We start from the raw sequence: 13,509 nt of genomic DNA, 5'->3' as shown, positions 1-13,509 counted from the left end.
TATAAAAAAAAATACTAATATTTGGAATGGGATTAACAGGTATATCTTGTCTACATTTTTTTATATCACGGAACATTTATCCTAAAATTATGGACTTCAACAAAAGTCCAAAATACATTCATAATGTACAATGTTTGAAAAATATACAATATCACGTGGGCTCAATACATTATCCATGGATTCAAGAATCCGATTTAATCATTACAAGTCCTGGTATACAATTATTTCATCCAGCGCTAATGTATGCCAAAAAAAACAAAATTGAAATTATTGGAGATATCGAATTATTTGTTAGAGAAACTAAAACTCCAATAATAGCCATTACTGGTTCAAATGGAAAAAGTACAGTAACCATGATGGTAAGAAATATACTACAACTAGCTGGATTTAAAGTATGCGTAGGTGGTAATATAGGGATTCCTGCATTAAACATACTTAATTATCCCTCAGAACTATACATATTAGAATTATCTAGTTTCCAATTAGAAACTACTTTGAATTTGAAAGCAAAAGTTGCTACTGTACTCAACATCAGTTCAGATCATATGGATCGATATCCGCTAGGTATTACTGAATATGCAAAACATAAGTTAAAAATATATAATCAAGCCGAAGTATCTATTTTAAACTTAGACGATCATTTATCATTTAATCCGAGCATTAAAAAGCAACCTAATGTTACATTTGGAATTAATAAAGGAGAGTATAATCTATATAGAAACAATTGTAATGTGTGGTTATGCTATAAAAAAGAAAAATTGTTGAATACTGATAAATTGCTAATATCAGGTCAACATAATTACATTAATGCACTATCTGCTTTATCAATAGTTCACATTTTAAAAGTTAATATTCAAACTAGCTTAGTAGCATTAAAAAAATTTTTAGGATTACCTCATAGATTTCAACTAACATATCAAAAAAACAACATAACGTGGATTAACGATTCTAAATCTACGAATATTGGAAGTACGAAATCAGCTATAAATAATATTTTACCTTATGTAAAAGGAAAAATAAGATTAATATTGGGAGGAGATGGGAAATTAGCCAATTTTTCTTTATTAAAACCTTATTTAAAAGATGAAAAAATAATTATTTATTGTTACGGAAGAAGCAAAAAAATACTTTTCTCATTATATCCAAAAAAATCAATATGTTTCAATACACTGACAAACGTAATATATTTTATAAAAAAAATAGTGAAACCTGGTGATGTAGTATTATTATCTCCTTCTTGTAGTAGTTTAGATCAATTTTCTAATTTTGAAGAACGTGGTAATACTTTTGTAAAGTTAATAGAAGAACTATATTCATGAAAATAAAGCATTTATTATTAAATAAAATAAAAAACATCTTAACAAACAATAAAATGCATTACAAGCCACAATTATATGATTCTAAATTAGTATGGTGCACTATAAGTTTACTATTAATTGGATTAATTATGGTAACTTCTGCTTCTATACCAATAGCTAGTCATATATATGGAGATGTATTATTTTTTACGAAAAAAGAAATAATATATTTAATATTAATTCTTTTTTTAACTAAAATATTTCTTAAAACTCCTATCATATTTTGGAAAATGTATAGCACAAAAATGCTTTTAACTTCTATCATTATGTTGCTGCTCGTGTTAATAATAAGTACTCCTATTAATGGTTCTTTTAGATGGATAAAAATAAGTTTCATACATATACAGCCCGGAGAACTATCTAAACTTACTGTTTTTTGCTATTTATCAAATTACCTATCACAAAAACGTTATGAAATCATGAATAGTTTTTGGAGTTTTTTAAAGCCTTTAGGAATAATAAGTATTATATCGATATTATTATTAACAGAACCTGATTTAGGAACAGTAGCTATATATTTCATAACTATATTATCTTTATTATTTATTTCAGGGGTTCAAATTTGGAAATTTATACCTATTATATTTTTAGGGATTATCATAACTATTCTATTAATAATGATTACGCCTTATCGTAGCGAACGAATATTATCATTTTGGAATCCCTGGAAAGATCCATTTGGAAAAGGTTATCAACTCACACAATCATTAATGGCTTTAGGTAGAGGAAATTTTTTTGGAGTAGGTTTAGGACATTCTATTCAAAAATTAGAATATTTGCCTGAAGCACATACTGATTTTATTTTCTCAATTATTGGAGAAGAATTAGGATATTGTGGAGTTTGTGTCATATTATCTATGATACTGTTTATTTCTTTTAAGGCAATAAATATCGGAAAAAACGCATTAAAAAATAATGATTGTTTTTCTGGTTATTTTGCTTTTTCAATTGGGATATGGCTAGTATCTCAGACGTTAATTAACATAGGTACTGCTGTGGGAATATTACCAACAAAAGGATTAACATTGCCACTCATTAGCTATGGTGGATCCAGTTTACTAATTATTTCTATTGCTATTTCTATATTATTACGTATAGACTTTGAAACACGCATAAAAAATAAATTTTATCAAGGTTTGTAATGAGGAAAAAAACGATAATAATTATGGCAGGTGGTACTTGCGGACATATTCTACCTGGACTAATAATTGCTGATGAATTAATAAAAAAAGGATGGGATGTATTTTGGATAGGAACACCTAATCGTATTGAAGCTAAAATTATTCCAAAGAATCACATTCCTATTAAATTTATTAATATAAATGCAATTAAAAGAAATATTTTTAGCATGATAAAGTTTTTTTTTCAACTGTTAAATTCCTGCTACAAAACTACGACAATTATAAAACAATTAAAACCCAACGTAATACTAGGAATGGGAGGATATATATCTCTTCCCGGTGGTTTAATGTCTATTTTTTTTAGAATGCCACTATTAATTCATGAACAAAATAGAGTTATGGGACTATCTAACAAAATATTATCTCGATTTTCAACTAAAATCATGCAGGCGTTTCCAGAAACAAAGCCACATGCCATTACAGTAGGTAATCCATTAAGAAAAGAAATTATAAATCTACCCAACCCTACTTGTCGTTTTAAAAATAGAATAGGTCCACTTAGAATATTAGTTATTGGAGGAAGTCAAGGAGCTCAAATACTTAACTCTATTTTACCTGAAATAGCATATAAATTAAAGAAAAAAATCATAATTTGGCACCAAGTTGGAACAAAAAATAAACAATTTACAATAAACCATTATAAGAAATTTAAATTATATCCATATAAAATGACTTCTTTCATCGAAAATATAGCAGAAGCATATAACTGGGCTGATCTAACTATTTGTCGCTCCGGTGCTCTTACAGTAAGCGAACTGAAGTACATTGGACTTCCAGCTATATTTATTCCTTTTCCCCACAAAGACAAACATCAATATTGGAATGCTTATCCACTACAATTACAAGGAGGAGCTATAATAGTAGAACAAGATCTACTGAGTACTAATAAAATAATTAATATATTAAGCGAAATAGATCGAGATAAAATAACTATTATGGCAAAAAAATTATATTCTTCATCAAAAATTAACCCTGTCACAAAAATTATTGATATAATTGAAAGTACAATGCGCATGCACTAAACATCATGTTCATTTTTATTAAAAAATTAAAAAACAATTTTATATAATACCGTTATAGAATAGTAAAATGAAACAGCTAAATTTTCTTAACACCAAAACAAATCATATTCATTTTATCGGAATAGGTGGTATAGGTATGAGTGGAATAGCCGAAACATTACTAAAAAACGGCTATATAATAAGCGGTTCTGATTTGACATCCAGTGATATTACCAAAAAATTACAAAAATTAGGTGCTAAAATATTTTTTAATCATTCTAAATGTAATATTAAAAATGCAAACATAATAGTAATATCAAGTGCTATTTCACCATATAACCCTGAAATTGTTCAAGCTAAAAGTTTAAATATTCCTATTATAAAAAGAGGCAAAGTTCTAGCAGAGATAATACGATACAAACATGGAATAGCGGTATCTGGCACGCATGGAAAAACTACTACTTCTGCAATCATTTTTAGTATATTCTTTAAAAGCAATCTAGATCCCACTCTCATTAATGGAGGACTCGTAAAAGAAATAAATAGTAATACTAGATTAGGGAAAAGCCCTTATTACATTGTAGAAGCAGACGAAAGTGATGCTTCTTTTTTATATTTACGACCAATTGTTGCTGTAGTAACAAACATTGACAATGACCATCTAGACAATTATTGCAAAAAATTTAATAATATTAAACTAGCGTTTATTAAATTTGTTCAAAATATTCCATTTAACGGAACAGCAATCGTGTGTTTTGACGATAAAAATATAAGAAAAATCATTCCATTAATACGTTGTAATGTTATTACTTATGGATTTCACATAAAATCTGACATACGAATAAAAAAGTACACACAAAAAAAATTCTCTAGTTATTTTAAAATAGTTAGAAAACATCAACTTAATTTAAATGTAACTTTGAATATACCTGGAAAACATAATGCTCTCAATGCAGCAGCAGCAATAGCAGTTGCTACTCAAAAAAATATTAGTGACATTAATATTCTCAAATCACTAAAAACTTTCAAAGGAGTTAAGCAAAGATTCGAACTATGTGGAAAATTTTTAGCATATAATGCATCTAAAAAACATAATATCATTACTATTATTCAAGATTATGGACATCATCCTAACGAAATTTTAGCTAGCATTAACACTGTTAAATCAGGATGGCCAAATAAAAAATTAATGATGATTTTTCAACCTCACAGATACACAAGAACTTATTATCTATTTGAACAATTTAAAAAAGTACTACTTAAAATCGATGAATTATTGCTTTTAAACGTTTACTCAGCTAACGAAAATCCCATCTCAGGATCAGATAGTTTTGATTTGTATAACGCACTACAAAAATGTAAAAAAACATCAGTAACATTAATATCTAATTATAATGAAATATTTAAAACATTAGTTGAAAAACTATCAGAAAATAACGTGCTCTTAATACAAGGAGCCGGAAATATACATATTATAATAGAAAATTACGTTATTAAAAAACTTAAAAAAATAAAAAAGAAATAATTATTATGATTGAAAAAGTAGCCGTATTGTTTGGTGGTACATCGAAAGAGAGAAATATATCCTTATTATCTGGAAAAAATATATTAAAATACCTATTTAAATCTAAAATAAACGCGTATCCCATAGATACAAAATATTTTCCTATTACGCAATTGCCAAATCAGGGATTTAAAAAAGCATTTATTGCTCTTCACGGAAAAGAAGGTGAAGATGGAACTATACAAGGATTATTAACTCATCTAAAAATTTCATACACAGGAAGCAAAATTTTACCATCAGCAATTTCAATTGATAAAATAAAAACCAAATTACTATGGAAAGGTGCTAATTTACCTGTAGTTCCTTGTTATTTTATTAATATTAAAAAATTTCAAACCATGATTGAAAAAGACTTTAGAAAAAAAATCCTTATGTTAGGATTCCCTGTAATTGTTAAACCTAACACTGAAGGATCTAGTATTGGAATATCACTAGTTTACTCATATCAGTGTTTATATCATGCATGCAAAATAGCATTTCAATATGACAACAACATACTCATAGAAAAATTTATACGCGGATCAGAATATTCTGTCGGAATTTTAGAAGACAAAATCCTCCCATCCATTCGTATATCTTCAAACAACGACTTTTACGATTACGAATCTAAATATATGTCTAAAAAAACAAAATATTTTTGTCCAAGTGGATTAAAAAGAAATAAAGAAATAGAATTGAATAAAATAATAAAAATAGCTTGGAATACTCTTGGATGCATAGGATGGGGAAGAATCGATTTAATCATGGATCGTTCTGAGAAATTTTGGCTATTAGAAATGAATACGTGTCCTGGCATGACTAAAAATAGTTTAATGCCTATAGCTGCCAAGAATGCTGGAATATCCTTAAAATTATTAGTTTTAAAAATTTTACAATCAGCTAATTGAAAAAATTTAAAATAAAGCTATGTATAAAACGAATACATATATTATGTCAAAAAGAATACCAGTCTTACTAAAATATACTATAATATTATCTTTAATTGTTTTTATAATACTTAGTAGTTTCATAATTATAAAATTATCTAAACAATGGTATAAAAAAAAGTTATCTCATTTTATAATTTCAGGACAATTTAGTTATTTAAACAGAAAAGAAATAAAAGATTTTATTTTGTCCTTAAAAACTTCATGCGATTTTTTTTCCCCATGTAATTTTTTTATAAAAAATAAGTTACAAGAATTCACTTTTACACAAAAAATTAAAGTTCAAAAACAATGGCCAGATAAATTACTAATTTATATTGTAAGCACTATTCCCGTAGCATATTGGAATAATGAATATATACTAGATAAAAAAGAAATAATATTTCATATTATAAAAAAAAAACAAAACATTAAAAATATTCCATACTTTTATGGACCACAAAATAGTGAAAAAGAAATTTTAAAAAATTACGACAAAGTAAAAAACGTGCTAAAGAAAAATAAAATTGTATTGAGATCTATCACGATCACACCTTATCATTCATGGAAACTAGTAATTGAAAATAACATTGAAATAGCTTTAGGAAAAATAAATAATATTATTCAATTAAAAAGATTAATGATGATTTGGAAAACTTTAAAATATGAAGAAAAAATCAAAAGAAAAAAAATAAAATACATCGATTTACGATATGAATCAGGTATAGCAATAGCATGGAAATAATGAATACAGGCTAAAATAAATATGAAAGAAAGAGATAGAAATTTAATAGTTGGACTTGAAATCGGAACTACTAAAGTAATTACTTTAGTAGGAGAAATTCTTATAGACGGTATAATTAATATTATTGGAATAGGAATCTGCCCCTCATACGGAATAAAAAAGGGCATCATAAATGATTTGAAATCAATTATAAAATGTATTAAAAAATCTGTAAACCAAGCTGAAAGTATGGCTGATTGTAAGATTTCTTCTGTATATTTAGCTCTATCTAACAAATATATTAACTGTCAAAATGAAATAGGCATTGTTCCTATATCTGAAAATGAAGTGACAATTGAAGATATGAACAATGTAATACACACAGCAAAATGTGTACAAATACGAAATGAACATCATATTTTACATATTATTCCACAAGAATATTCTATTGATCAACACGTAGGTATAAAAAATCCAATTGGATTATCTGGCAAAAGGATAAAAGCGCAAGTTCACTTAATTACATGTCATACTGAAATAGAAAAAAATATCATTAAAGCAGTAAAAACATGCGGACTACACGTTAACCATACTATTTTTTCAGGACTAGCTTCTGGAAAAGCGGTATTAACAAAAGATGAATATCAATTAGGAGTATGCATAGCAGATATCGGAAGCGGAACAATAGATATCGCTATGTACACAAATGGAGTATTGCAGCATAGTTGTGTTATTCCATACGCTGGAAATACTGTAACCAATGATATATCCTATGCATTTAATATTCCTTTTATAAAAGCTGAAACGATAAAAATTCAATACGGACAGGCTGAAATCCTTTCTAATACAAAAACATGCGAACAAATTGAAATATCTAATATAAATAATAAATTAATTAAAACATTTAAAAAAAACACTTTAATAGACGTTATTGAACCACGATATACCGAATTATTAAACTTAATAAATAAAAAAATTTTAAACGTGCAAGAAATACTCAAACAATCTAATAACAATTATAATTTTGGAGCAGGAATAGTGTTTACTGGTGGAGCTTCCAACATTAAATATCTTAAAGAAAATGCTGAAAAAATTTTTACAATACCAATAAGAATAGGTAAACCAAAAAAAATTAGCAGCTTAGTAAACAATATTGAAGAAACAAACTGTGCTACTGCAGTAGGATTACTGTACTATGGAAAAGAACATATCAAAAATTATAAAAAAAATCATGAATCTAAAAATATTTTTAAAAAATGGTTTCAGTATATTAATAACTGGATAAAAAAAGAACTATAATGATACCTAAAAATAATGGATATAAACTTATGTTTGAACCTATAGAAAATAATAATGATGCAATTATTAGAGTAATTGGAATAGGAGGAGGAGGAGGTAACGCAGTAGAATACATGGTACGAGAGCATATTGAAGGAGTAGAATTTTTTGCTATTAATACAGATACACAAGCGTTAAGAAAAATAGAAGTTGGAAAAACTATACAAATCGGAAGTCATATAACGAAAGGACTAGGAGCTGGAGCTAACCCAACAATAGGACGAAATGCAGCTGAAGAAGACCGAGAAAACTTAAAATTAGTATTAGAAGGTGCAGATATGGTTTTTATAGCAGCTGGAATGGGAGGAGGAACAGGTACAGGAGCTGCGCCAGTGATTGCAGAAATAACAAAAGAACTAGGAATATTAACAGTTGCTGTAGTCACAAAACCTTTCAATTTTGAAGGAAAAAAAAGAATGGCTTATGCTGATCAGGGTATAATAGAACTATCAAAACACGTCGATTCACTAATCACTATTCCAAACGATAAATTACTAAAAGTATTGAACAAAGGTATTTCTTTACTAGATGCATTTAGCTCAGCAAACAACATATTAAAAGGAGCAGTGCAAGGAATAGCGGAACTAATCACTAAACCCGGATTAATTAATGTAGATTTTGCTGATATACGTACTGTTATGTCTGAAATGGGATACGCTATGATGGGAACTGGAATTTCTTCTGGAGACAATAGAGCCAAAGAAGCAGCAGAAATTGCTATTTCTAGTCCATTATTAGAAGATATCGATTTATCTGGTGCTCAAGGAGTATTAGTAAATATTACTTCTGGGTTTAATATGAGATTAGATGAATTTGAAGCTGTGGGGAACACTATTCGATCTTTTTCTTCAGATAATGCTACTGTAGTAATTGGTACATCACTAGATACTGAAATGGATGATAATCTTAGAGTAACCGTAGTTGCAACAGGAATAGGAATGGAAACAACATCTATAGATCTATATCTCTCAACACATACATATCCAAAAAAATCACTGTTTAATCATGCAAATAAACAAAATGAACTTTTAAATACCAATAAATATGTCAGAACATCTAAAAAAGAAAAAGTAAACCGTGAATCTGAAACGTTATTACAAGACAATGATAACGATTACTTAGACATTCCAACTTTTTTAAGAAAAAAACCTAAATGAAAATACTTTATTGTATTAAAATAATAAAATTTAAATATTAAAATCTATACAAATAGATTCAAATACGCGCATACTCAGAAATTTAAATCAAATATTAAAATACATTTTATTCTTTATGCATCTTAACATTTTAAAAACATTAAAATATTTTATAAACTAGGAGACATTATATGATAAGTAAAATTAAACTATCATTATCTTTTTCTGACGCAGCAATTAAAAAAATTGATTGTATTACTAAAAACAGAAACACACCAAATTTAAAACTAAGAGTTTACATTACTGGAGGCGGATGTAGTGGTTTTCAATATAATTTTAAATTTGACAAACATCAACATGAAGATGATATCATTATCACTCAATTAGGGATTTCTGTTATAGTAGATCCTATTAGTTTTCAATATTTAATTGGTGGAAAAATAGATTATCAAGAAAACTTAAATGGTTCAAAATTTATTATATTTAACCCTTCAGCAAAAACTACTTGTGGTTGCGGATCTTCATTTAGTATTTGATTAAACATAATTATTAGTTGATACACAGCGTAAAATGAAAATTAAAAAAAATATTAAAATTGGTATTATTGGTGCTTTAAATGAAGAAATCATATTCTTACGTCAAAAAATTAAATATTTAAAAAAAACAAAAGTCCATAGTCAAATATTTTATACAGGGCAACTAAATTGTATAGATATCATATTAACAAAATCAGGAGTTGGAAAGGTTTCAGCTAGTATAACATGTACTATGCTATTAAATTTGTATAAAATAGACTTAATTATCAATGTAGGAACAGCTGGAAGTTTAGATATAAAACTAGTTCCCGGAAGTATAGTCCTTCCTAATAATACATGCTATCATGATGTTGATCTTACTGCTTTTGGTTATGAATTAGGACAAATCCAAAAATTACCTCAATTATTCTCAGCAAATAATTATATGATACGATTAACTGAAATATGTATGTTAAAATCTAACATATACTATAACAAAAATCTTATAATCAGTGGAGACTCATTCATTAATAAGAAAAAATATAAAAAAATATTAAAAGAAAGGTTTCCAACAGCAATTGCTGTAGATATGGAATCAACAGCGATTGCTCAAGTTTGTTATCAATTTAAAAAACCTCTTTTAATTATTAAATCTATATCTGATTATTCAGATAACTATGCTTTATCCAACTTTAAAGAATTTTCGAATTTAGCATCTAAAAAATTTTCAAAAATCACTCAAAATATATTGAAAAATTTATACAAAAAAATAATAACTGAAACATAATTTCTTATTATAAATCGTTTTAAACGATACCTTACATGCAAATTAATTTATATTACGAAAATGTATAATAACAATAAATGTTCTTTGTTTTTAAAAAATATAATATATATGATATAATTTTAAAATATCCATCATGTATTAATCACATACCAATATTAATTTTTTTTTACATTCATCAAATCAGTAACAGTTCCTTGAAAAATTTGAGCTGATAAATTTATGGATTCATATAAAGTAGGATGCGCATGTATAGTTAATGCAATATCTTCTGCATCACATCCCATTTCTATAGCTAATCCAATTTCTCCTAACAATTCACCAGCATTATTACCTACTATACAACCACCTATGATTTTATTTGTTTGTACATCAAAAATTAACTTAGTCATTCCATTGGAATAATTAGAAGAAATCGCCCGCCCCAAAGCTTTCCATGGAAAAACAGCAGCTTCATATTTTATATTATTTTTAATAGCTTCTTTTTCTGTCATACCTACCCAAGCAATTTCCGGATCAGTATATAGTATACATGGAATAACATAAGGATCAAAACAATGATTTTTACCAGAAATAATTTCAGCTACTATATGTCCTTGATGAATACCTTTATGCGCCAACATTGGTTGTCCTGTAATATCACCAATGGCATATATATTAGATACATTAGTACGTAACTTGTTATCTACTTTTAGACATCCATTATCGTCAATGTTAAGCCCTACTTTTTCAATATCTAACATATGTAAGTTTGGTATTCTTCCTACAGACACTAAGATAGCATCATATAACTTATTTTCTTGAATATTATCTTTTTTGATATTAATAGAAACCAATAGACCTTCTTTATGCGATGTAATTTTACTAATTTCAGAATTTAAAATAATGTTAAAATCTTTACTTATTAAATTAGAAAATACATTAATGATATCTCTATCTAAATGAGATAATAAGTCACGAGAACTATCTATAATATCTACTTTTGAACCCAATGAACTATAAATAGTAGCTATTTCTAAACCAATTACTCCTGAACCAATAATTAATAAATTTTTTGGTATATTAGGAATAGATAATGCAGAAGTAGAATTCCAAATTCTCGGATCATTATGAGGAACATAAGACAATTTTCTAGCATGAGAACCTACTGCTAAAATTATGTTTTCAAAAGACACAATAATATTTTCTTTATCCCCTTCAATAAGAATACTATTCGAATCTAAAAATTTAGCAAGTCCGCAAATTACCTTAACATTACGTTTATTTGCTAGATTTTTTATACCAGAATTAAGATTACTAATAACTTTATTTTTCCATTGACATATTTTGCTAATATTAATTTTCGGTTCTTCAAATTTTACACCTAAATTAGACAAATTTCTTGATTCTTTTATCACTTTAGCAATATGTAGTAAAGATTTAGATGGTATGCAACCAACGTTAAGACAAACCCCACCTAAATTAGTGTATCTTTCTACCAAAATAGTATCTATGCCTAAATCAGAACATCGAAATGCAGAAGAATATCCTGAAGGACCAGATCCAATAACAACTACTTGAGTATGTATCTTTTTATATGACATATTTTTACCTATCTGAGAAAGATTATCATATGAAGCTTAATTATAATACAAAACTTTCAATTTGCTATAGTAAACATTACCAGTTAAGTTACAAGTATCACGCTATTAATACATACATACTATATAAAAATAATGATCAAACGTTTAAAGTAATAATAACCTAATATCAGATAACAACTTTTTAACATAATTCATAAATAAAACAGCTTCTACTCCATCAATAACACGATGATCATAAGACAAAGACAACGGAAGCATTAAGCGTGGTACAAATTCTGTACCATTCCAAAATGGTTTTATCAAAGCTTTAGACATACCCAAAATTGCTACTTCAGGATAATTTATAATAGGCGTAAATCCAGTACCACCAATTCCACCCAAATTAGAAATAGTAAAACCTCCACCTGACATACATGATATATTTAAAGTTCCTAATTCAACTTTTTTTGACAACGAAGTTAATTCCACCGATAGCTCTACTAAACTTTTATTATTTACATTATTAATAACAGGAACTAACAATCCATTTTTAGAATTCACTGCAATTCCTATATTAACATCTTTTTTTAATATTACTTTTTTTTTAATTTTAGTACATAAAATACTATTAAATTTAGGAAAAATTTTTAATGACTTTGCTATCACTTTAATTACAAAAACTAATGCAGTCAATTTAGAATTAATATTTTGGTTATCTAAATTAGAATTATAGATTTTTCTGAATTTTTCTAAGTTCGTAATATCCGCATCATCAAATTGAGTTACATGAGGTACTATAGACCAACTTTTAAATATATTTTTACCAGATTGTGCTTGTATATTAGTTAAATATAACTCTGCAACATCACTAGACTTATGAGAATCATATTTAACAAAATCTTTCATATCATTTTTTGTATCACATTTTATATAAGAGTCATCTTTATGTATCATTTCTACTTGATTAATATATGACATGATATCTTCTCTAATAATGCGACCTTTTCTTCCACTTCCTATTACATTATCTAAATTAACATTTAATTCTCTAGCTAGTCTCCTAACAATAGGAGTAGCATGAACTAATGTTTCTGTTTTATTTCGATACGTTTTAAATATTTCACGACTAGAAAAATTAGTTTTATTTTTAAATTTTGTATCATATAAACACATATTTTGTTTGTTATTTAATATATTAAAATTATCCAATAATGTTAGAAAAGCAATCGAAGAACCAGTTTTTACTTTATGCCCTATATTTACTAAGATAGATTTTACAACGCCGAAATGAGTAGACGGTACTTCCATAGATACTTTTTTCCCTTCCACTGTTATTAAAGAATCATCTTTTTTTACTGTATCTCCTACTTTAACTAAAATCTCAATGACTTCGACTACATCCACTCCAATATCAGGAATTTTAATTTCAATATCCATGTTA

The 13,509-nt window shown here is 27.0% G+C and carries 12 protein-coding genes; 10 read left to right on the top strand and 2 right to left on the bottom strand.

Annotated features, from left to right (window positions below):
* The first annotated feature begins 26 nt into the window (after positions 1–26).
* From murD to U0T55_00950, 10 genes are all read left to right on the top strand, one after another.
* Positions 27–1,319 carry a UDP-N-acetylmuramoyl-L-alanine--D-glutamate ligase gene (gene murD / locus U0T55_00995; GenBank protein ID XBC42995.1) on the top strand — a complete coding sequence of 431 codons (1,293 nt, stop codon included), beginning with the start codon at positions 27–29 and terminating at the stop codon, positions 1,317–1,319.
* Positions 1,316–2,500 carry a cell division protein FtsW gene (gene ftsW / locus U0T55_00990; protein ID XBC42994.1) on the top strand — a complete coding sequence of 395 codons (1,185 nt, stop codon included), beginning with the start codon at positions 1,316–1,318 and terminating at the stop codon, positions 2,498–2,500. The genes murD and ftsW overlap by 4 nt, the downstream gene beginning before the upstream one ends.
* Positions 2,500–3,561, top strand: coding sequence for an undecaprenyldiphospho-muramoylpentapeptide beta-N-acetylglucosaminyltransferase (murG, locus tag U0T55_00985; GenBank protein XBC42993.1), 1,062 nt, complete (start codon positions 2,500–2,502; stop codon positions 3,559–3,561). Before ftsW ends, murG begins: the two co-directional genes overlap by 1 nt.
* A 67-nt stretch (positions 3,562–3,628) precedes the next feature.
* A complete protein-coding gene (gene murC / locus U0T55_00980; protein XBC42992.1) occupies positions 3,629–5,065 on the top strand; it encodes a UDP-N-acetylmuramate--L-alanine ligase in 1,437 nt (478 codons plus the stop codon).
* A gap of 5 nt (positions 5,066–5,070) precedes the next feature.
* Positions 5,071–5,991, top strand: coding sequence for a D-alanine--D-alanine ligase (locus U0T55_00975; GenBank protein XBC42991.1), 921 nt, complete (start codon positions 5,071–5,073; stop codon positions 5,989–5,991).
* Positions 5,992–6,034: 43 nt separating this feature from the next.
* Positions 6,035–6,754, top strand: coding sequence for a cell division protein FtsQ/DivIB (locus tag U0T55_00970; GenBank protein XBC42990.1), 720 nt, complete (start codon positions 6,035–6,037; stop codon positions 6,752–6,754).
* Between the two features lie 21 nt (positions 6,755–6,775).
* Complete coding sequence (ftsA, locus tag U0T55_00965; protein XBC42989.1) at positions 6,776–8,032, top strand: cell division protein FtsA; 1,257 nt, start codon at positions 6,776–6,778, stop codon at positions 8,030–8,032.
* 29 nt (positions 8,033–8,061) lie between these two features.
* Positions 8,062–9,228 (top strand): cell division protein FtsZ, encoded by a 1,167-nt coding sequence (gene ftsZ, locus U0T55_00960; protein XBC43064.1) that lies wholly within the window; start codon positions 8,062–8,064, stop codon positions 9,226–9,228.
* Between the two features lie 170 nt (positions 9,229–9,398).
* Positions 9,399–9,743 (top strand): iron-sulfur cluster insertion protein ErpA, encoded by a 345-nt coding sequence (gene erpA, locus U0T55_00955; protein XBC42988.1) that lies wholly within the window; start codon positions 9,399–9,401, stop codon positions 9,741–9,743.
* A gap of 34 nt (positions 9,744–9,777) precedes the next feature.
* Complete coding sequence (locus U0T55_00950; protein ID XBC42987.1) at positions 9,778–10,509, top strand: 5'-methylthioadenosine/adenosylhomocysteine nucleosidase; 732 nt, start codon at positions 9,778–9,780, stop codon at positions 10,507–10,509.
* 155 nt (positions 10,510–10,664) lie between these two features.
* Here the strand turns inward: U0T55_00950 and lpdA are convergent, their stop codons facing one another.
* Together lpdA and U0T55_00940 are read right to left on the bottom strand one after the other, a co-directional pair.
* Complete coding sequence (lpdA, locus tag U0T55_00945) at positions 10,665–12,089, bottom strand: dihydrolipoyl dehydrogenase (protein XBC42986.1); 1,425 nt, start codon at positions 12,087–12,089, stop codon at positions 10,665–10,667.
* 144 nt (positions 12,090–12,233) lie between these two features.
* Positions 12,234–13,505 (bottom strand): 2-oxo acid dehydrogenase subunit E2, encoded by a 1,272-nt coding sequence (locus tag U0T55_00940; GenBank protein XBC42985.1) that lies wholly within the window; start codon positions 13,503–13,505, stop codon positions 12,234–12,236.
* Positions 13,506–13,509 lie beyond the last annotated feature (4 nt).

The organism is Buchnera aphidicola (Kaburagia rhusicola ensigallis) (assembly GCA_039830025.1).
GTDB classification, from domain to species: Bacteria; Pseudomonadota; Gammaproteobacteria; order Enterobacterales; family Enterobacteriaceae; genus Buchnera_B; species Buchnera_B aphidicola_AW.
Note: the sequence above shows the minus strand (reverse complement) of the source record. Positions and strands in the feature narration are given on the sequence as shown.